Source organism: Rhodococcus zopfii NBRC 100606 = JCM 9919 (assembly GCF_001895025.1).
Lineage (GTDB): Bacteria > Actinomycetota > Actinomycetes > Mycobacteriales > Mycobacteriaceae > Rhodococcus > Rhodococcus zopfii.
This window is the reverse complement of record NZ_BCXI01000028.1, coordinates 1-20,021: the sequence shown is the minus strand read 5'-3', so window position 1 is coordinate 20,021 and position 20,021 is coordinate 1. Positions and strand designations below refer to the sequence as shown.

Annotated in this window: 21 protein-coding genes; 11 read left to right on the top strand and 10 right to left on the bottom strand. The window is 68.1% G+C overall.

From position 1 onward, the window contains the following. The first annotated feature begins 19 nt into the window (after positions 1-19). The gene (locus RZ1_RS17550; RefSeq protein WP_072813786.1) at positions 20-295 is read left to right on the top strand and encodes an Lrp/AsnC family transcriptional regulator; all 276 of its coding nucleotides are present in this window, start codon (positions 20-22) and stop codon (positions 293-295) included. A gap of 8 nt (positions 296-303) precedes the next feature. Here the strand turns inward: RZ1_RS17550 and trpD are convergent, their stop codons facing one another. Both trpD and RZ1_RS17540 read right to left on the bottom strand, forming a co-directional pair. Continuing rightward, positions 304-1,374: an anthranilate phosphoribosyltransferase gene (gene trpD / locus RZ1_RS17545; RefSeq protein ID WP_072813858.1), complete on the bottom strand. Its 1,071-nt coding sequence runs from the start codon at positions 1,372-1,374 to the stop codon at positions 304-306. 62 nt (positions 1,375-1,436) lie between these two features. Further along, entirely contained in the window at positions 1,437-1,883 is a 447-nt protein-coding gene (locus tag RZ1_RS17540) for a hypothetical protein (RefSeq protein WP_072813857.1), read from the bottom strand. 139 nt (positions 1,884-2,022) lie between these two features. Between RZ1_RS17540 and ctaE the strand changes: the two genes are divergently transcribed. The 4 genes from ctaE to qcrB all read left to right on the top strand — a co-directional run bounded on the left by ctaE (position 2,023) and on the right by qcrB (position 6,356). After that, positions 2,023-2,634, top strand: a complete 612-nt coding sequence (gene ctaE / locus RZ1_RS17535) for an aa3-type cytochrome oxidase subunit III (protein WP_072813785.1) — start codon at positions 2,023-2,025, stop codon at positions 2,632-2,634. A 64-nt stretch (positions 2,635-2,698) separates the two neighbouring features. Continuing rightward, entirely contained in the window at positions 2,699-3,571 is an 873-nt protein-coding gene (gene qcrC, locus RZ1_RS17530) for a cytochrome bc1 complex diheme cytochrome c subunit (RefSeq protein ID WP_371306387.1), read from the top strand. After that, positions 3,568-4,695: a cytochrome bc1 complex Rieske iron-sulfur subunit gene (gene qcrA / locus RZ1_RS17525; RefSeq protein ID WP_072813783.1), complete on the top strand. Its 1,128-nt coding sequence runs from the start codon at positions 3,568-3,570 to the stop codon at positions 4,693-4,695. Before qcrC ends, qcrA begins: the two co-directional genes overlap by 4 nt. After that, complete coding sequence (qcrB, locus tag RZ1_RS17520; protein WP_072813782.1) at positions 4,692-6,356, top strand: cytochrome bc1 complex cytochrome b subunit; 1,665 nt, start codon at positions 4,692-4,694, stop codon at positions 6,354-6,356. Before qcrA ends, qcrB begins: the two co-directional genes overlap by 4 nt. Before the next feature lie 203 nt (positions 6,357-6,559). On the opposite strand, the gene RZ1_RS17515 is transcribed toward qcrB, so the two are convergent. The 3 genes from RZ1_RS17515 to ctaC all read right to left on the bottom strand — a co-directional run bounded on the left by RZ1_RS17515 (position 6,560) and on the right by ctaC (position 8,588). Next, on the bottom strand, positions 6,560-6,853 hold the full coding sequence (locus RZ1_RS17515; protein WP_072813781.1) for a hypothetical protein: 294 nt from the start codon (positions 6,851-6,853) through the stop codon (positions 6,560-6,562). 223 nt (positions 6,854-7,076) lie between these two features. After that, positions 7,077-7,493: a cytochrome c oxidase subunit 4 gene (locus RZ1_RS17510; protein ID WP_072813780.1), complete on the bottom strand. Its 417-nt coding sequence runs from the start codon at positions 7,491-7,493 to the stop codon at positions 7,077-7,079. A gap of 33 nt (positions 7,494-7,526) precedes the next feature. Next, entirely contained in the window at positions 7,527-8,588 is a 1,062-nt protein-coding gene (gene ctaC / locus RZ1_RS17505; protein WP_072813779.1) for an aa3-type cytochrome oxidase subunit II, read from the bottom strand. A 305-nt stretch (positions 8,589-8,893) separates the two neighbouring features. Between ctaC and asnB the strand changes: the two genes are divergently transcribed. Then, positions 8,894-10,819: an asparagine synthase (glutamine-hydrolyzing) gene (gene asnB / locus RZ1_RS17500; protein WP_072813778.1), complete on the top strand. Its 1,926-nt coding sequence runs from the start codon at positions 8,894-8,896 to the stop codon at positions 10,817-10,819. 70 nt (positions 10,820-10,889) lie between these two features. On the opposite strand, the gene RZ1_RS17495 is transcribed toward asnB, so the two are convergent. Further along, positions 10,890-11,858 (bottom strand): carbohydrate kinase family protein, encoded by a 969-nt coding sequence (locus RZ1_RS17495; protein ID WP_072813777.1) that lies wholly within the window; start codon positions 11,856-11,858, stop codon positions 10,890-10,892. A 145-nt stretch (positions 11,859-12,003) separates the two neighbouring features. Beyond that, complete coding sequence (locus tag RZ1_RS17490; RefSeq protein ID WP_068165112.1) at positions 12,004-12,354, bottom strand: HesB/IscA family protein; 351 nt, start codon at positions 12,352-12,354, stop codon at positions 12,004-12,006. 198 nt (positions 12,355-12,552) lie between these two features. Here RZ1_RS17490 and RZ1_RS17485 point away from each other — a divergent pair, with 198 nt between their 5' ends. After that, positions 12,553-13,251, top strand: coding sequence for a DUF3043 domain-containing protein (locus RZ1_RS17485; RefSeq protein ID WP_072813776.1), 699 nt, complete (start codon positions 12,553-12,555; stop codon positions 13,249-13,251). Positions 13,252-13,260: 9 nt separating this feature from the next. Here the strand turns inward: RZ1_RS17485 and RZ1_RS17480 are convergent, their stop codons facing one another. Further along, positions 13,261-13,473 carry a hypothetical protein gene (locus RZ1_RS17480; RefSeq protein WP_072813775.1) on the bottom strand — a complete coding sequence of 71 codons (213 nt, stop codon included), beginning with the start codon at positions 13,471-13,473 and terminating at the stop codon, positions 13,261-13,263. 214 nt (positions 13,474-13,687) lie between these two features. On the opposite strand from RZ1_RS17480, the gene cobT reads away from it, so the two are divergent. Next, positions 13,688-14,734: a nicotinate-nucleotide--dimethylbenzimidazole phosphoribosyltransferase gene (gene cobT / locus RZ1_RS17475; RefSeq protein ID WP_238072142.1), complete on the top strand. Its 1,047-nt coding sequence runs from the start codon at positions 13,688-13,690 to the stop codon at positions 14,732-14,734. Beyond that, positions 14,734-15,483, top strand: a complete 750-nt coding sequence (locus RZ1_RS17470; RefSeq protein WP_072813773.1) for an adenosylcobinamide-GDP ribazoletransferase — start codon at positions 14,734-14,736, stop codon at positions 15,481-15,483. Before cobT ends, RZ1_RS17470 begins: the two co-directional genes overlap by 1 nt. An 83-nt stretch (positions 15,484-15,566) precedes the next feature. Here RZ1_RS17470 and RZ1_RS17465 read toward each other — a convergent pair whose 3' ends face one another. Both RZ1_RS17465 and gcvT read right to left on the bottom strand, forming a co-directional pair. After that, positions 15,567-16,679 carry a branched-chain amino acid aminotransferase gene (locus RZ1_RS17465; protein WP_072813772.1) on the bottom strand — a complete coding sequence of 371 codons (1,113 nt, stop codon included), beginning with the start codon at positions 16,677-16,679 and terminating at the stop codon, positions 15,567-15,569. Positions 16,680-16,711: 32 nt separating this feature from the next. After that, entirely contained in the window at positions 16,712-17,812 is a 1,101-nt protein-coding gene (gene gcvT, locus RZ1_RS17460; RefSeq protein ID WP_072813771.1) for a glycine cleavage system aminomethyltransferase GcvT, read from the bottom strand. A 99-nt stretch (positions 17,813-17,911) separates the two neighbouring features. Here gcvT and RZ1_RS17455 point away from each other — a divergent pair, with 99 nt between their 5' ends. Together RZ1_RS17455 and RZ1_RS17450 are read left to right on the top strand one after the other, a co-directional pair. Next, positions 17,912-19,429, top strand: coding sequence for a leucyl aminopeptidase (locus tag RZ1_RS17455; RefSeq protein ID WP_072813770.1), 1,518 nt, complete (start codon positions 17,912-17,914; stop codon positions 19,427-19,429). A gap of 264 nt (positions 19,430-19,693) precedes the next feature. Further along, positions 19,694-20,021, top strand: a 328-nt coding sequence (locus RZ1_RS17450) for a biotin/lipoyl-containing protein (protein ID WP_305793878.1), incomplete at its 3' end; no start/stop codon positions are given.

Sequence of the window (20,021 nt, the reverse complement as noted above, 5' to 3'; positions counted from 1 at the left end):
GCAAGAGTGAGGAGCGCTCATGATCAACGCCATCGTCCTGATCGACGCCGAGGCCGACCGCATCCAGGAGGCCGCGCAGGCGGTCGCCGACCTGGCCGGAGTCGACAAGGTGTACTCGTGCGCCGGCGACGTCGATCTGATCGCCGTCGTCCGGGTCCGCGACCACGAGCAGATCGCCGAGGTCGTCACCGGCGGGATCAACAAGGTCGACGGCGTCTCGCGCACCGTCACGCACATCGCGTTCCGGTCCTACTCGAGTTCCGACGTGGACGCCGGATTCTCGATCGGCGAGTAGCCGCCGGATCAGCCGGCGGTGCCGAGCCGGGTGGTGGTCTCCGCCCACGTCTGCAGGACGCGCTCGGCGCCCCCGCTGTCGACCGCAGCGGCCGCCTCCGCGAGACCCGCCGCGAGCGCGTCCTCGAGCGGGCCGTCCACCCCTCGGTATGCGGCGATCGCCGCGGCCGCGTTGAGCAGAACCGCATCCCGGACCGGACCCGTCTTCCCGGCGAGCATCGCGCGGGCGATCGCCGCGTTCTCGACGGCATCACCGCCGCGCAGCGCGTCGAGCGGCACCCGGGCGATGCCCAGCACCGTCGGATCGAGCGTCTGTGTGCGCACCCGGCCCTCGTGCACGATGTGCACGGTCGAGGTCGTGGACAGGGTCAGCTCGTCGAGTCCGTCGTCGCCGCGGACCACGAGTGCGGAGTTCCCGCGCCGCGCGAGCACACCGGCGATCGTGTCGAGCAGGCCCGGGAACGCACACCCGATCAGTCCGGCCCGGGGCCGCGCCGGATTCGTCAGCGGACCGAGCACGTTGAACACGGTCGGAATGCCGATCTCCTTGCGGGTCGGGCCCGCGAATCGGAGCGCGGGGTGGAACACCGGCGCGAAGCAGAACCCGATCCCCGCTTCGGCGAGCGACTGCGCGACCTGCTCGGGGCCCAGCGTGATGTGCACCCCGAGCGCCTCGAGGACGTCGGCACCCCCGCTCTTCGACGACGCCGCCCGGTTGCCGTGCTTGACCACGCGGATACCGGTCGCCGCGACGACCAGCGACGCCATCGTGGAAATATTCACCGTGTTCGCCCGGTCGCCACCGGTACCGACGATGTCGACGGCATCGTCGTCGACCGGCACGAGCCTGGCGTGCGCGAGCATCGAGTCGGACAGACCGAGAACTTCCTCGGCTGTCTCACCCTTCATCTTCAGTGCGACGCCGAACGCGGCGATCTGGGCGGAGGTCGCGTTGTCGGACATGATCTCGTCCATTGCCCACTGCGCCTCGGCCCGGGACAGGTCGCGGCCGGCGGTCAACGCGCCGAGTATCGCGGGCCAGCTCTGCGCACCCTCGTCAGCCGGTTGTCCCGCGTTCATCGCACCCACCTTCGCACCTCGCTCCGTTGCCGGGCACCGTCCGCGCCCGTTCCGCAGGAAGCTTAGTCAGCTGCGGAATCGGGTTGCAGGGCGTCCCATCCGGTGGAGGTTCCGCCGAGGCGCTGCGCCAGCCCCGCCATCCGCGACTTCTCCTGCGCGCAGTGCACCGCGTCGAGGATCTGCACCCGCTGCAGCACGAGGCCGATCCGGCCGTCGGCCGGGACCTGCACCGGAGCGGCCTTCATGTACCCGTCCTGGCCTGCGAGCTCGGCAGCCCGGTCAACGGCATCGCCAGGGAGTTCCAGGTGGTGCCGCAGCACGGCCTCGTCGGTGTCGATCCAGTGCGGCGCGGTGGCAGCTCCCCGCTCGAGAGCCCCGGAACAGGACTCGGCGTCGTCGAAGGACGACACCACCACGACGAGATCGGTCCGCCCCGGATCCAAGGGCGGTCGGCGTCCACCCGTCAATGCTTGCCGGAGACGTTCCCAGATCCCTGTGACACCGCTCATGCACATCACGATCGCACGGTCCGTCGGCGGGGGCACATCCCGGTCATTGCACCGCCAGGACCAGGCAATTACTTACCGAGACGCGCCGAATTCCGCCCCGATTGCCCAAGACTTACTACGACGGGTCATACTAGCCAGCGTGACGAGCGCAGTAGGGACTTCAGGAACTGCAATCACCCAGCGCGTGCACTCGCTGAACCGGCCCAACCTGGTCAGCGTCGGCACCATTGTGTGGTTGTCCAGTGAGCTCATGTTTTTCGCAGGGCTCTTCGCCATGTATTTCGTGGCACGGGCTCAGGCCCACGGTGATTGGCCGCCGGCCCCCACAGAGTTGAACCTGTGGCTGGCGGTGCCGGTGACGCTGGTGCTGATCGCGTCTTCCTTCACGTGCCAGCTCGGCGTGTTCGCGGCCGAGCGCGGCGACGTGTTCGGCCTCCGCCGGTGGTACGTCGTCACCCTCGCCATGGGCACCTTCTTCGTGCTGGGCCAGGGCTACGAGTACATCCACCTGGTGGAAGAGGGCACCACCATCTCCGGCAGTGTGTATGGCTCGGTGTTCTACATGACCACCGGTTTCCACGGTCTGCACGTCATCGGCGGTCTGGTCGCCTTCGTGTTCCTCCTGGTCCGCACCCGGGTCAGCAAGTTCACTCCGGCTCAGGCCACCGCGGCGATCGTCGTGTCCTACTACTGGCACTTCGTCGACATCGTGTGGATCGCACTGTTTGCCACGATTTATTTCATCCGTTAGCCAGCTGTACGCCCAGGCAGCCCCCTGACGTCCAGTCCGTCCCGACATACAAAAAGGGATACAGATGAGTTCATCCCCACCTCTCACACCCGAAGGTGACATGCCCGGTCAGTCCGAGGCAGCATCCGCTGCCAGGTCCCGCCGTCAGCGGAAGTTCCGTCGTCGCCTCACCGGCGCGCTGGTGCTCGCGCTCGGCCTGCTCAGCGCGGGTTTCCTCGCGTCTGCGTTGACCCCTGCCCCGCAGGTGGCGACCGCGAATGAGGACCAGGTTGCATTGATCCGCAAGGGTCAGCAGCTCTACGAGACCTCTTGCGTCACCTGCCACGGTGTCAACCTGCAGGGCGTCCAGGACCGCGGTCCGTCGCTCATCGGCGTCGGTGAAGCCGCCGTCTACTTCCAGGTGTCCTCCGGCCGTATGCCGGCATCGCGCAACGAGGCCCAGGCCCTGCGCAAGGAGCCGAAGTTCGACGCTGCGCAGACCGACGCGCTCGGTGCGTACATCCAGGCCAACGGCGGCGGCCCCACCCTGATCCGCGACGAGAACGGCGAGATCGCCCAGTCCTCGCTGCGCGGCGACGACGTGGCCCGCGGCAGTGAGCTGTTCCGCCAGAACTGCGCCTCGTGCCACAACTTCACCGGCCGCGGGGGCGCGCTGTCGTCCGGCAAGTTCGCGCCGAATCTCGATCCGGCCAGTGAACAGCAGATCTACACCGCGATGCTCACCGGCCCGCAGAACATGCCGAAGTTCTCGGATCGTCAGCTCACGCTCGACGAGAAGAAGGACATCATCGCGTACGTCAAGGCGTCCAGCGAGACGACCGACCCGGGCGGCTACGGACTGGGTGGATTCGGCCCCGGTGCCGAGGGTCCGGCCATGTGGGTCGTCGGCATCGTCGCGGTCGTCGGCGCTGCACTGTGGATCGGAGCAAGGTCATGAGTGGCGACGAAACGCCCAACAAGCACTCGGTCGAGAATCTCGATCAGATGAGCCGCGACGATCTCGTCGCACTCGGAACCAACCTCGACGGTGTCGACGTCGCGTTCCGCAAGGAGCGGTGGCCTGTCGAAGGCACCCGCGCGGAGAAGCGCGCCGAACGCAACGTCGCGTTCTGGTTCGCGCTCGCCGGAGTGGCGGCCCTCGCGTTCATCGGCATCTACCTCTTCTGGCCGTGGGAGTACCAGAGCCCGGGCGAGGAGAACTACACCCTCTTCAACCTGTACACACCGCTGCTCGGCCTGACCCTCGGTCTGGCGATCCTCGGTGTGGGCGTGGGCGCGGTGCAGTTCACCAAGAAGTTCATCCCCGAGGAGGTGTCGATCCAGGATCGGCACGACGGCGGATCGTCCGAGGTCGATCGCAAGACGATCGTGGCCGAGCTCTCCGACTCCCTGCACACCTCGACGCTGCCCCGCCGCAAGCTGATCAAGCGCACGGCGATCTTCGGCGGCGGCGCGCTGGGTGTGGGCCTGATCATGCCGCTCGGTGGCCTGATCAAGAACCCGTGGGCCGAGGGCGACAAGTCCCCGCTCTGGGTGTCGGGTTGGACGCCGCGCTACCCGGGCGAGACCATCTACCTGCGTCGCGACACCGGTCGCCCCAACGACATCGTGCTGGTGCGTCCCGAGGATCTCGACGCCGGCGGCATGGAGACCGTCTTCCCGTTCCGTGAATCGGATCGCGGCGACGAGCACGCGTTGCTCGCCGGTCTGCGCGGCATCCGCAACGCCGTGATGCTGATCCGTCTGCGCACCGAGGACGCCGAGCGCGCTGTCAAGCGCAAGGGCCAGGAGAGCTTCAACTACGGCGACTACTTCGCCTTCTCGAAGATCTGCACCCACCTCGGCTGCCCGACGTCGCTGTACGAGCAGCAGACCAACCGCATTCTGTGCCCGTGCCACCAGTCGCAGTTCGATGCCCTGGAGTACGGCAAGCCGCTGTTCGGACCTGCTGCTCGCGCTCTGCCGCAGCTGCCCATTACAGTGAACGAAGAGGGTTTCCTCGTCGCCAACGGTGACTTCATCGAAGCCCTCGGCCCGGCATTTTGGGAGCGTCGCCCGTGAGTACCGCCACACCATCCCGCGCCGCCGAAGCTGCGGAGAACATCGACTCGCGCTACCACGTAGCGGCAGGTCTTCGGCGCCAGATCAACAAGGTGTTCCCCACCCACTGGTCCTTCCTGCTGGGTGAGATCGCGCTGTACAGCTTCATCATCCTGCTCATCTCCGGCGTGTTCCTGACGCTGTTCTTCGACCCGTCGCTGGCACACGTCGTCTACGACGGCGCGTACACGCCGCTGCGTGGCGTCACCATGTCGCGCGCCTACGAAACGGCCCTGAACATCTCCTTCGAGGTGCGCGGCGGCCTGTTCGTCCGGCAGATCCATCACTGGGCAGCGCTGATGTTCGCGGCGTCGATCATCGTCCACATGTTGCGCATCTTCTTCACCGGCGCATTCCGTCGCCCGCGTGAGGCGAACTGGGTGATCGGCTCGCTGCTGCTCATCCTGGCGATGTTCGAAGGCTTCTTCGGCTACTCGCTGCCCGACGACCTGCTCTCCGGTACCGGCCTGCGTGCCGCGTTCTCCGGCATCACCCTGAGCATTCCGATCATCGGAACGTGGATGCACTGGGCGATCTTCGGCGGCGACTTCCCGGGCGAGCTGATCATCCCGCGTTTCTACGTCCTGCACGTGCTGCTCATCCCGGGCATCATCCTGGCCCTGATCGCCGCGCACCTCGCGCTGGTCTGGTACCAGAAGCACACGCAGTTCCCCGGACCGGCCCGTACCGAGCAGAACGTCGTCGGCGTTCGCATCCTGCCGGTCTTCGCGGTCAAGTCCGGTGCGTTCTTCGCGATGACGTTCGCGGTGCTGGCACTGATGAGCGGTCTGCTGCAGATCAACCCGATCTGGAACATCGGCCCGTACAACCCGTCTCAGGTGTCGGCAGGTTCGCAGCCCGACTTCTACATGATGTGGACCGACGGTCTGGCCCGTACGTGGCCGGCGTGGGAGATCTACCTGTTCGGCCGCTACACGATTCCGGCGGTGTTCTGGGTCGCGGTGATCATGGGCCTGGTCTTCGTCGTGATGACGACCTACCCGTGGATCGAGAAGCGCCTCACCAAGGACGACGCGCACCACAACCTGCTGCAGCGTCCGCGCGACGTTCCGGTTCGTACCGGTATCGGAGCGATGGCGATCACGTTCTACGTGGTGCTGACCCTCATGTGCGTCAACGACCTCATCGCGTACAAGTTCGACATCTCGATCAACGCGACGACCTGGATGGGCCGCATCGGCATGGTGATCCTGCCGCCGCTCGCCTACTACATCGCGTACCGGTTCTGCCTGGGCCTGCAGCGCAGCGACCGCCAGGTGCTCGAACACGGCATCGAGACGGGCATCGTCCGTCGCCTGCCGCACGGCGAGTACATCGAGATCCACCAGCCGCTCGGCCCGGTGGACGAGCACGGCCACCCGATTCCGCTGGAATACCAGGGTGCCGCGGTGCCGAAGCGCATGAACCGGCTCGGCAGTGCCGGCAAGCCCGGTGCCGGCAGCTTCCTCTCGCCGGATCCGGCGGACGAGGCAGCCGCGCTCGAAGCGGCCCACCACGAGGCCGAGATCGAGCAGCGGACGGTCCTGCGGGACTACCAGAACCGCGTGCACAGCCTCGAGGCAGGCAGCGGTGACGGCGAGGGCGACGGTCACACGCACTGACGCGGACCGCTCCGAAGAACAACGGGTAGGGCCCCGAACCATTCCGGTTCGGGGCCCTACCCGTTTCCGTCACTCGCTTCGCTCCCCCGCCCGCCCGGCCCGCTGATCCGCTCCGGCAGCGGCCCACGGACAGTCACGGCTGCGGGCGACAGCTCATCCGGCTGGGCCGCAGGAGACCGGATTCACGCGGGTTGCGGTGCGGCTCAGTGATCGTCGTAGTGGTCGCCGTGGGCGGCGTGACGATGCCCGTCGTGTAGATAGTCCACGTGGTCGCCGTGCGGAACCGCGACATGCCCGCATCCCTCGCCGTGAACGTGCTCGTGGCCTTCGTGTTGCAGATGCCCTGTGGTTTCGCACTCGTCGAAGTGCCCGTCGTGTGCACGATGGAGGTGTCCGTCGTGCACGTAGTCGACGTGGTCGCCGTGTGGGACCGCCACGTGCCCACAACCTTCACCGTGGACGTGGCCGTGATCGGCGTGTTCCGGGTGGCTACTCATCGCGGGGCTCCTCCCAGGGCTGCATCGGACGTGTTCGTCCAGTGTCGCACCGGTGGACAGGGCGCCGAGGACGTTCCCGGAACACGCTCGAGGTCCGCGAGGGTCCCGAACTCGTCCTGCCTGCACGGGTGAACGTGCCCGGACCCCCGAGCTCACGGACGCCGGAACGGCGACGGGCGCCGCACCCTGAGGTGCGGCGCCCGTCGCGCGGAGTCGTACTACGTCAGTGCTTCTCGGGTCCGATGTGGTACTCGAACACCAGGCCCGCCGCCGAGGCGAGGATCAGGACGACCGCCACCACGATCATCCACGGGTGGAAGAACGCCAGGGCAACCGCCGCGAAGGCCGCGGCACCCGCGAGCAGGATCGGCCAGTAGCTACCGGCGCTGAAGAAGCCCAGGTCGCCGGCACCGTCACTGATCTCGGCGTCCTCGTAGTCCTCCGGGCGGGTGTCGAGGCGACGCGCCACGAATCGGAAGTAGGTGCCCACGATCAGCGTCAGGCCTGCCGAGAGCACGATCGCGGTGAGACCCGCCCACTCGATACCCGTGCGGGACAGACCGGTGAACGTTCCGTACACGATGGCGACGAGCAGGAAGAACACCGTCACGACCTCGAAGAGCTTGGCTTCGATCTTCATATCAGCACTTGTCCTTGTCGATGGTGGGTTCGGTCACTCGCCCGCGACGCCGCTGGCCGAACGGTCGGTGCGAACGGTCTTGAACGGGGTCGTGGAGGTCGCGACAGGCGACTCACCGATGGCTTCGAGCGCCTCCGCGTTGCTCAGACCCTGGCCACCCTCGGTGGTGGGCTTACGAAGCTCGATGTACTGCGCGAACTTCTCCGGCGACACCGCGCGGACCTCGAAGTTCATCATCGCGTGGTAGGTACCGCACATCTCGGCGCAGCGGCCGACGAACGCACCTTCACGCTCGATCTCGGAGATCTGGAAGACCGGATCGGAGTTGTTCGCCCGCGGGTTCGGGTCCGCGTCCCGCTTGAACAGGAACTCGGGAACCCAGAACGAGTGGATGACATCGGACGAGGCGAGCTCGAACTCGATGCGCTTACCGGTCGGGAGGACCAGAACGGGAACTTCGTTGCTGGTACCGATCGTCTCGATCTTGTCGTAGTGCAGGTACGAGAGGTCTTCGACAGGCGCCCCGTGGATCGGCGGGACCGACGCGTGCTCCTCACCCTCGGCGACAGTGCGCTCAGGCTGAGCAACAGCCTCCTGGGCTTCGTAATCGGTGCCGTCGTACTTGGCGGTGCCGTCACCGAGATCGATCGTGCGGTAACCGAACTTCCAGTTCCACTGGTAGCCGGTGACGTCGACCACGACGTTCGGGTTGTCTTCCTTCTCCAGGACGTAGTTCTGGACCACGACGGTGAAGTAGAACAGCACACACACGGCCACGAAGGGAGCGGCCGTGTAGACCAGTTCGAGGGGCACGTTGTACGCGGTCTGCCGCGGGAACTCCGGAGAGTTCTTCTTCTTCCGGTGGAAGATGACCACCCAGAAGGTCAGGCCCCACACCAAAATGCCCATGACGAGGGCGGCGATAGCCGACCACGTCCACAGTTCACGCATACGCTCGGCCTGGGGAGTCACGCCCTCCGGCCAGCCGAAACGAAGGACTTCTTCGCTGGAGCACCCGGTCAACATCATGGCTGCAATGCCAAGAGATGCTGCGAGCCCGAACCGCCGAAGGATCCGACCTTGCGCCACGTTCACGCCTTCCTGATCGCCGCAATTCCATCAGGGCAACCCCGGAGGGCAGGCCCAATTACTACGCAGCGTAGACCAAACCGGCGCGCTATCCACCCTCGGGGCGCACAGAACGTGTCGATCCTGAGACATTGCCTCGCCGCAGCACGGCATGGCGCCCGGTGACAGGCGACGTCACGGCGACTTTCGGGGCATGCCGCACACTGCTGCGGCAATCCTGCTGCGGCATACTCCACATGACGAACGTCGGCGCTCGCGGTGAAGTTCCCGAGCGGCCCGGCACTCCCTATCTGGAATGAGGTATCGGACGCGTGTGCGGCTTGCTCGGGTTACTGACCACTGACGGCACCAGCGACGACGCTGTTGCGTCGGTCGATTCCGCCATGCACTGCCTACGCCATCGCGGACCGGACGAACACGGCACCTGGCACGACGACGAGCTGATCTTCGGATTCAACCGCCTGTCGATCATCGACATCGCGCATTCGCACCAGCCGCTGCGCTGGGGACCGCAGGACCAGCCCGACCGGTACGCCCTGACCTTCAACGGCGAGATCTACAACTACCTGGAATTGCGCAAGGAACTCGCCGAGGAGCACGGGGCCGTCTTCGCGACCGAAGGCGACAGCGAAACGATCGTCGCCGCGTTCCATCACTGGGGTGCGGACGCGGTGCGTCGCCTGCGCGGCATGTTCGCGTTCGCCGTCTGGGACACCCACACGCGCGAACTGTTCCTGGCCCGCGACCCGTTCGGCATCAAGCCGCTGTTCCTGGCGACCGGCTCGGGCGGAACCGCGTTCGGCAGCGAGAAGAAGAGCCTGCTCGAACTCACCGACCTGATCGGCATCGACACCGACCTCGATCCGCGGGCGATCGAGCACTACACCGTGCTGCAGTACGTTCCCGAACCGGAGACGCTGCACCGGCAGATCCGTCGCCTCGAGTCCGGCTGCTACGCGCGGGTCCGGCCCGGCGGCGACCCCGAGATCACCCGCTACTTCGAGCCTCGTTTCCCGGTACGGCCGTTCGCGGCCGGCCGCGAACAGGACCGCTACCGCGAGATCGCCGAGGCCCTCGAGGATTCCGTCGCCAAGCACATGCGTGCCGATGTGACCGTCGGATCGTTCCTGTCCGGCGGCATCGACTCGACGGCGATTGCCGCTCTCGCCAAGCGGCACAACCCGGACCTCATCACGTTCACCGCCGGTTTCGCGCGTGAGGGCTATTCCGAGGTCGATGTGGCCGCCGAGTCGGCGGCCGCGATCGGGGCACGTCACATCGTGCGCGTGGTCTCCCCCGCCGAGTTCGCCGCGGCAATCCCGGAGATCATCTGGTACCTCGACGATCCGGTCGCCGATCCGGCGCTGGTGCCGTTGTGGTTCATCGCCAAGGAAGCACGCAAGCACGTGAAGGTGGTGCTCTCCGGTGAGGGCGCCGACGAGTTGTTCGGCGGCTACACGATCTACCGCGAGCCGATCTCGCTCAAGCCCTTCGAACTCCTGCCCACCGGGCTGCGGCGGGCCGCGGGCAAGCTGTCCGAGCGGATCCCCGAAGGCACGCGCGGGAAATCGCTGCTGCATCGCGGCTCGATGCCTCTCGAGGAGCGGTACTACGGCAATGCGCGCAGCTTCAACGACGCGCAGCTGCGGTCGGTGCTGCGCGACTTCCGCCCCGAGTGGACCCATCAGGACGTCACGGCGCCGATCTACGCGCAGTCCGCCGGGTGGGATCCCGTCGCCCGCATGCAGCACCTGGACCTGTTCACGTGGCTGCGCGGGGACATCCTCGTCAAGGCCGACAAGATGACGATGGCGAACTCGCTCGAGCTGCGTGTCCCGTTCCTCGATTCCGAGGTGTTCCGGGTGGCGTCGCAGATTCCGCTCGAACAGAAGATCACGAAACAGACGAGCAAGTACGCGCTGCGGCAGGCCCTCGAGGGCATTGTTCCCCCGCACGTGCTGCACCGCGCGAAGCTGGGCTTCCCGGTGCCGCTGCGGCACTGGCTGGCCGGCACCGAGCTGTTCGAGTGGGCGCACGAGCAGATCGCCGAGTCGGGCACCGACCACATCTTCGACAAGGCCGCGGTCGCACGGATGCTGAACGAGCACCGCGCCGGCGTGTCCGATCACAGCCGTCGCCTCTGGACCGTCCTGTGCTTCATGGTCTGGCACGGCATCTTCGTCGAGAAGCGGATCGCGCCCGAGATCCAGGAGCCGGTCTACCCCGTCAGCCTGTAGCGACGCCGCGCGCCCGGTGTGTCTTGTGGCGGTTGGAGGCGCCACAAGACACACCGGCGGCGAAGCCGCACTACAGCAGCGCCGCGATCTCCTCTGCCGCGACCTCGCCGTATGCGTCGGTCAGGCGCTTGAGAGCATCGGCACGGTCGAAGATCCATTCCTGGGTGCCGGTCGTCTCGAGCACGTACACGGCGACGAGGCAGCCCAGCTGGGCGGCACGCTCGAGGCTGAGCCCGCCGCGGTGCCCGAGCAGGAAGCCGGCGCGGAAGGCGTCGCCGACACCGGTGGGGTCGACCTTCGCCCGCTCGGGCACAACGCCCACGCGTACCCAGTTGCCGTCCGCGTCGACGATCTCCACACCGTCGCCGCCGAGCGTCGTCACCCGCAGCCCGACCTGCGCGCGGATCTCGTCCTCGGTCAGGCCGGTCTTCTGCTGCAGCAGGCCCCATTCGTACTCGTTGGTGAACAGGTACGCCGCGCCGTCGATCAACCGGGCGGCCTCGTCACCGCTGAGACGGGCGAGCTGCTGCGAGGGGTCGGCTGCGAAGGGCACGCCCAGTTCCCTGCACTCGTCGGTGTGACGGGCCATCGCCGCGGGGTCGTTGGCGCCGACGAGCACCAGATCGACCCCGTGTGCTTTCACGACCTCGGCAAGCGAGATGTTGCGGGCTTCGGACATCGCGCCCGGATAGAACGAGGCGATCTGCGCCATGTCTTCGTCGGTGGTGCACACGAAGCGGGCCGTGTGGGCGGTCGTCGACACGGCCACCGATCCACAGTTCACGCCGTTGCCCTCGAGCCAGGTCCGGTACTCGGCGAAATCGGCACCGACCGCACCGACGAGCACCGGATCGCCTCCGAGCACACCCATGGCGTATGCGATGTTGCCGCCGACACCACCCCTGCGGACGACGAGGTCGTCGACGAGGAAGCTGAGCGAGATGTGGTTGAGCTGGTCCGCGAGGAGTTGCTCGGCGAACCGGCCGGGAAATCGCATCAGGTGGTCGGTCGCGATGGAGCCGGTCACGGCAATGGTCACGGTGCTGTGCCTTTCGACGGGGGCGGAGTACGGTCCTCGCCGGGGCACGATGGCGCGACGAGGTCGGGAAAGCTGAGCTCACACGCTACCCGCACACGACGACAGGGCCCCGACACCTCTGGTGCCGGGGCCCTGTCGATCGGACTCAGTTGAACGAATCGCCACAGGCGCAGGAGCCGGTGGCATTCGGGTTGTCGATGGTGAAGCCCTGCTTCTCGATGGTGTCGACGAAGTCGATCGACGCGCCTTCGACATAGGGGGCACTCATGCGGTCGACAGCGAGCGTGACGCCCGCGAAATCCACGGTGAGATCACCGTCGAGCGACCGGTCGTCGAAGAACAGCTGGTACCGAAGTCCGGCGCAGCCGCCGGGCTGCACTGCGATCCGCAGCGCGAGGTCGTCGCGGCCCTCCTGATCGAGCAGAGCCTTCGCCTTCGCGGAGGCGGCCTCGGTCATGATGACGCCGTGAGTGGCGGTCTCGTCCTGCACAGTCATGGGCGCTCCCTGGTCGTTCGTCTCAAGCAGTCGTTGCAGAAGGTCGTGTCGATCGATCGGTCGAGACGACCCCGATGTGTCAACGGTACCGCGCGCACATCTATTCCTCACCCACCGCAGGGCATGAGCGCTGTCTCGACACCGACCGAGACCTGGGGTGATTTCCCCACCTGTCCCGATATCCCATAGCCTGGAGGGGTGAAGCTGCTACGCCGCGGGAGTTCCGACGAATCCGACAGCCCGGACGCATCGTCGTCCGGCAGCGCCGATGTCGCTGCGTCCGAGGTCACGCCTGCGCAGTCCGGCACCCCGGTGCCCGGCAGCAAGGAGACCTCGGGCAAGGGACGGCCGACGCCCAAGCGCCGCGAAGCCGAGGCCCGTCGCCGCGGCCCGGTGGCGCCCGCGCCGATGACGGCGAAAGAGGCCCGCGAACGCAAGAAAGCCGCGCGCAAGTCCATGTCGAAGGATGAGCGCAAGACCCAGGCCGCCGAGCGTCGTGCCGCCGCCTCCGAGCGACGCAGCCGCATGCTCGCCGGCGAGGAGAAATTCCTGCTCCCCCGCGACCGCGGTCCGGTCCGCGCGTATGTCCGCGATCTCGTCGACAGCCGCCGGAACCTGGTGGGCATGTTCATGCCGCTGGCTCTGGTGCTCATCGCCACCATGTTCCTGGGCCCGGTCATCCAGCAGTACGTCACGCTCGCGATGTTCGTGATGATGCTGTTGATGGTCATCGAGGGCATCTACCTCGGCCGGATGATCAACAAGAAGGTGCGGGCGCGCTACCCCGATTCGACCGAGGGTGGTTTCGGTCTCGGCTGGTACGCCTTCGTGCGCGCCTCGCAGATCCGCAAGCTGCGGGCGCCGCTGCCGCGTGTCAAGCCCGGCGACGCGGTCTGACATTCGGCTTCAGTGGTGTGGTGCGCCGCGCGCCGGCATCACGAACCGGTCTTCTCCGGCCACAGGCTCCTCCGATCTCCGGGGGTCCTGTGGCCGGAAGTGGTTGAGGCGCATCCAGGTCCTGCCCGTCCCTCGGGTGGCGATTCCGTAGCGTCGGCCGACCGGTTCGGTTCCGATCGCCACAACGAGCATGAAGACGACGATCACGGCGAATTCGAGCATGGTCCGATCGTGCGCCCACCCCACCCCCGGCGACAGTGGCCGAAACGCCATCTCCCGCCGAATTTCTGCCAATCGTGCGGTTGGTAGCGTCTACTCCGATTCCCCCCGTGAAAGGTGCACTGTGAGCAGCGAACCCGCGCCGACCCTCCTCGGCTCCGACGAGACCGGCGCGGTCGACGCGACCTTCCCTCCGGTCGTCGCCCCCGATCGCGAGATCCGTCGACGCGCCGACGCCCGCCAGCTCGCACTCACCAAGCCCGCCGGCTCGCTCGGCCGGCTCGAAGACCTCGGCTGCTGGATCGCGTCGTGCCAGGGTGAAGTCCCGCCGCACCCGTTCCGGCGGCCCCGGGTCGTCGTCTTCGCCGGCGATCACGGCATCACCCGCCACGGTGTCTCGGCATACCCGCCGGAGGTGACCGCGCAGATGGTCGCGAACTTCGTCGCCGGTGGCGCCGCCGTGAACATCCTCGCGACCGTCGCCGGTGCCGCGGTGCGCGTCGTCGACATCGCCGTCGACACCGACACGGACCCGTCCGTCTCGACGTACAAGATCCGCCGGTCCAGTGGTTCCATCGACCGGGAGGACGCGCTCACCGACGACGAGACGGTCCGCGCGATCGCCGCCGGCCGCGCGATCGCCGACCGGGAGATCGACGAGGGCGCCGATCTGCTCGTCGCCGGCGACATGGGCATCGGCAACACCACCCCCGCGACCGTGCTCATCGCGACACTCACCAACACCGAACCCGTCGCCGCGGTCGGCCGCGGCACCGGCATCGACGACGCCGGCTGGATGCGGAAGGTCACCGCGATTCGCGACGCGATGCGCCGCGCACGTCCGCACACCCGCAACCCCATTGCGCTGCTGCGCACGGCCGGCGGTGCGGACTTCGCGGCGATGGCCGGCTATCTCGCGCAGGCGTCGGTTCGGCGCACGCCCGCGCTGCTCGACGGTGTCGTCGTCACGGCCGCCGCGATGGTCGCCGAGGAACTGGCCCCCGGCGCCCGCGACTGGTGGGTCGCCGGTCACCGGTCCGCCGAACCGTCGCACACGATCGCGCTGCGTCACCTGAATCTCGATCCGATCGTCGACCTCGGCATGCGCCTCGGTGAGGGGACCGGCGCGGTCACGGCATTGCCGGTGCTGCAGGGCGCGGTGTCCGTGCTCGCGCACATGGCCACGTTCGACGAGGCCGGCATCAGCGGACGCGACACCGCTCCCGAAGGCACGGACACCGCTCCCGATCCGCGCGACGTGTGATGGGCGGGCTGCCGCTCGCACTGTCGTGGCTGACGGTGCTGCCGGTACGTGGCCCCGCCGACATCGACCGGTCCGCGGCGGCCCGCGCGATTCGCGCCGCGCCTGTCACCGGTGTGATGCTCGGCATCGCGGCGGCGGGGATGCTGTGGCTGCTGGTCACCGCCGGCTGTGCGCCCCCGCTCGCGGGATTGCTCTGCGTCGGATTCCTCGCGGTGGCCACCCGCGGCATGCACGTCGACGGTCTGAGCGACACCGCCGACGGTCTGGGTTGCTACGGCCCGCCCGAGCGGGCCCGCGAGGTCATGCATTCCGGTGGGGCGGGCCCGTTCGGCGTCGCGACGATGGTGGTGGTGCTCGGGGCGCAGGCCTGGTCGTTCGGGGCACTCGCGGAGGCCGATGCGTGGCCCGCGGTGGTGCTCGCGGTCGCGGCAGGGCGGGTCGCGGTGGTCCTGGCGTGTCGGCACGGGATCGTCGCCGCACCCGGGAGCGGGTTCGGTGCGCTCGTCGCCGGAACCCAGTCCTGGCGGAGCGTTCTCGGCTGGCCGCTGCTCGCCGCGGTCGCCGCGATGTGGTGTGTGCCGGGGACACCGTGGCTCGGCCCGGTCGTGGTTCTCGGCGCACTGGCGCTGTCGGTGCTGTTCGTCCGGCACTGCGTCGCCCGCTTCGACGGGGTGAACGGCGATGTGCTCGGCGCGGCGCTCGAAGGCACGGTCGCCGCCGTCGCGATCGCGCTCGGCGCCGCGATCTGACATTCCCGAAGGAAAGACGACCCTGAAGCGAAACGACGGGCGCGACCGTCGTTGACGGTCGCGCCCGTGGCGTCGTCGTTCGGTTACGGAGCTGCGCGCAGCGTCGTCATCCAGCCGTGGGTGTCGGCGAACGTGCCGCGCTGGATGCCGGTGAGCGTGTCGCGGAGCGCCATCGTCACCGGGCCGGGCTCGCCGCCGGCGACGGTGAATTCCCCGCTCGCGTCCTTGACGCTGCCGACCGGGGTGATGACCGCCGCGGTGCCGCACGCGAACACCTCGGTGATCTCGCCGGACGCGGCCTTCTCACGCCACTCGTCGGTGCTGATGCGACGCTCCTCGACGGACAGACCGGAGTCCTTCGCGAGGGTCAGCAGCGACTCCCGGGTGATGCCGGGCAGCAGCGACCCGGACAGTTCGGGGGTCACCAGCCGGGCATCGGCACCCGACCCGTACACGAAGTACAGGTTCATGCCGCCCATCTCCTCGACGTACTTGCGCTCGATCGCGTCGAGCCACACCACCTGGTCGCAGCCCTGCTCGGCGGCGTGGGCCTGCGCGACGAGAGACGCGGCGTAGTTGCCCGCGAACTTCGCGGCACCGGTGCCGCCCGGAGCGGCCCGCACGTACTCACGCGAGAGCCACACGCTCACGGGCTTGACGCCGCGCGGGAAGTACGCGCCCGCCGGGGACGCGATGAGCAGGAACTTGTACTCCTTCGCGGGACGCACACCGAGCGCCGGCTCGGTGGCGAACATGAACGGCCGCAGGTACAGCGACTCCTCACCACCGGCCGCGGGCACCCATTCGTGGTCGACCTCGAGCAGTTCGACGATGGCGCGCTGGAACAGCTCCTCCGGCAGAGCCGGCATCGCGAGCCGCTCCGCGGAGCGGTTGAGCCGTGCCGCGTTCGCATTCGCCCGGAACGAGGAGATGGAGCCGTCGGCCTGCCGGTACGCCTTCAGTCCCTCGAAGATGGCCTGCCCGTAGTGCAGCACCATCGCCGCGGGATCCAGCTGGATCGGCCCGTACGGTTCGATCGTCGCGTTGTGCCAGCCGGTGCCCTCGGTGTAGGTGATCGTCACCATGTGGTCGGTGAAGAAGTTCCCGAATCCCGGATTCGACAGGATCTCCTGCCGACGCTCAGGGGTCGTCGGCGAAGGATGCGGGATGTGGGCGAATTCGAGGACACCGGTCATGAACGTCGATCCTATCGAACGCCCGTGCACCCCTACTTGGTGTGGTCCTCGACGAACGGCGGGGTCACCAGCTCCGCACGCAGCGACCGGCCCCGGACGTCCACGGCCACCTCGTCGCCGGCAGTCAGGCCCGCGGCGCTGTCGATCAACGCGAGCGCGATCCCCACCTTGAGGGTCGGCGAGAAGGTTCCGGAGGTCGTCTCGCCCACCGGCTCACCGTCGCGCAGAACCGTCTGGTCCTGGCGCAGGACCCCGCGATCGAGGGCACGCAGACCCCACAAACGGCGTGCAGGCCCGGCCTGCTTCTCCGCGAGCAACGCGTCCCGGCCCCAGAACTCCGGCTTGTTCCAGCCGACGGCCCAACCGCATCGAGCCTGCAGCGGCGAGATCGTCGTCGACAGTTCGTGCCCGTGCAGCGGGTAGCCCATCTCGGTGCGCAGCGTGTCTCGGGCGCCGAGCCCGGCGACCTGCCCACCGGTGGCCTGCACCGCGGCCACGAGCGCACGGAACAGCGCCTCGGCGTCGGCCCAGCGCGGCAGCAGCTCGAAACCGCGTTCACCGCTGTATCCGCTGCGGCACACCCGCACCGGCACGCCGTTCCATTCGGCGTCGACGAATGCCATGTACTCGATGTCGGTGGGCAGTCCCAAACCGGTGAGGATGTCGGCGGACTTCGGTCCCTGCACCGCGAACACGGCGTGGTCGCGATGCTGATCCGTCACGGTGACGCCGGCGGGCGCGACCTCGGCGAGGGCCGCGACGACCGCCGCGGTGTTCGCGGCGTTCGGCACGAGGAACAGCTCGTCGTCCGACACGTAGTAGACGATGAGGTCGTCGGTGACTCCTCCGGATTCTGTGCAGCACAGCGTGTACTGGGCCTTGCCCGGCCCGATCTTGGACAGGTCGTTGGTCAGCGCCGCATCGACGAACTGTGCGGCGCCCGGACCGGCAACCAGCGCCTTGCCGAGATGACTCACGTCGAACAGGCCGACGTTCTCGCGGACCGCGGTGTGCTCGGCGACCGTCCCCGCATAGGAGACGGGCATCTCCCACCCGCCGAACGGAGCGAACGTCGCACCCAGTTCGACGTGGACGGCGTGGATCGGGCCCTGCTGAAGTTGCTGGTCGCTCATGTCGCATGACGGTATCCCACGTCGCGGGACGGGACCGCCTCCACGGCTTCGGACCCGACGATCACTAGCATCGACGCAATCACACCTAGTGCATAGGAGATGCCCGTGAGTGCCCCCGCTCCCACCCTCCCGGAACTCGTTCTCGCCGGGTCCGTCTCGAAACGAGCCGATGTCCTCGTGATCGGACTGACGTCAGGAGACGACGGACCCGAGGCGCTGCTCGGCGGCGGACTCGTCGACGAGACCGTACTCGGCGACCTGCTCGACGCCGCGACCGCAGTCGGCGCGACCGGCAAGTCCGAGGAACTGACCCGGGTGCCCGCCCCGGCCACGCTGACGGTGACGAGCGTGCTGGCGGTCGGGCTCGGTGCCGCCGACAAGATCGACGCGGAGCAGGTGCGCCGATCCGCGGGTGCCGCGGCACGGGCACTGACCGGTGTCGAGGTCGTCGCGACCACGCTGTCCGCGGTGGATCTGGGTGCGGCCGTCGAGGGCTTCGCGCTCGGCGCGTACACGTTCACCGAGTTCCGATCCGCGAAGTCCGCGCCGGGCGCCGATGCGCGCCCGCCGGCCCGCATCGAGTTCCTGGTGGCCTCACCCCGGGCCCGCGACGCCAAGGCCGCGCTGACCCGCGCGACCGCCATCGCCGAGGCCGTCGCCACCGCCCGCGAGTTCGTCAACACCCCGCCGAGTCACCTGTACCCGGCCGAGTTCGCCGACCGTGCAAAGGCACTCGGCACCGCGGCGGGACTGAAGGTCGAGGTGCTCGACGAGAAGGCCCTCGCCAAGCAGGGCTTCGGCGGCATCGTCGGCGTCGGGCAGGGTTCGTCGCGTCCGCCGCGGCTGGTGCGGCTGAGCTACTCGTCGAAGAAGCGCAAGGCGCCGAAGGTCGCGCTGGTCGGCAAGGGCGTCACGTTCGACACGGGCGGCATCTCCATCAAGCCGGCGGCGGGCATGGAGAACATGACCTCCGACATGGGCGGTGCGGCCGCGGTGATCGCCACCGTCGTGCTCGCCGCGAAGCTCGGGGTGGCCGCGGACGTTACCGCGACCGTCCCGATGGCCGAGAACATGCCGTCGTCGACCGCGCAGCGCCCCGGCGACGTGCTGACGCAGTACGGCGGCACCACGGTCGAGGTCATCAACACCGATGCGGAGGGTCGCCTGATCCTGGCCGACGCGATCGTGCGTGCCTGCGAGGACGAACCCGACTACCTGATCGACACCGCGACACTGACCGGCGCGCAGATGGTCGCGCTCGGCACCCGTACCCCGGGTGTGATGGGCACCGACGAGTTCCGTGACCGGGTCGCGGAACTGTCACGGTCCGTCGGCGAGAACGGCTGGGCGATGCCGCTGCCTGCGGAACTGCGCGCCGACCTGAACTCGCGGGTCGCGGACCTGGCGAACGTCACCCCGCACCGGTGGGGCGGGATGTCGGCGGCCGCGATCTTCCTGAAGGAGTTCGTCGCCGAAGGCGTGCAGTGGGCTCACCTGGACGTGGCCGGTCCGGCGTTCAACACCGGCAGCCCGTTCGGCTACATCGGGAAGGGCGGGACCGGCGTGCCCGTGCGCACGATGTTCGCGGTCATCGAGGACATCGCCGCCAACGGCTGATCGAACGTGTGCCTTTCGGGTGCCCCGAGGCCCCGAAAGGCACACGCGGTGCAACGTGACGTGCCCCTCGCCGAACGCCACGAAGTGATCAGTGCAAGGATGGTCGAGGCCATGCCTCGCGCGGGTGTGGACCGTATGCACTACCGAAGTACCCGCACGAGTCCTCGGGCTCGAGCACAATAGTCAACGACCACACAATGGTCGGACGACCACGAGTCGGTACAACTCAACACACACGAAACAACCGTCGAGGAGTCAACAGACATGGCCTTCTCCGTCCAGATGCCAGCGCTTGGTGAGAGCGTCACCGAGGGAACTGTCACGCGATGGCTCAAGCAGGAAGGAGACACGGTCGAAGTCGACGAGCCCCTGCTCGAAGTCTCCACGGACAAGGTCGACACCGAAATCCCGTCCCCCGCTGCAGGTGTCCTGGTGAGGATTGTCGCCCAGGAAGACGACACCGTCGAGATCGGCGGCGAGCTCGCCGTCATCGGTGACGCCGGCGAGGCATCCGCTCCCGCCGCCGCACCCGCTCCGGCCGCCGCCGAACCCGCAGCACCCGCACCGGCTCCCGCCGCCGAAGCTCCCGCCG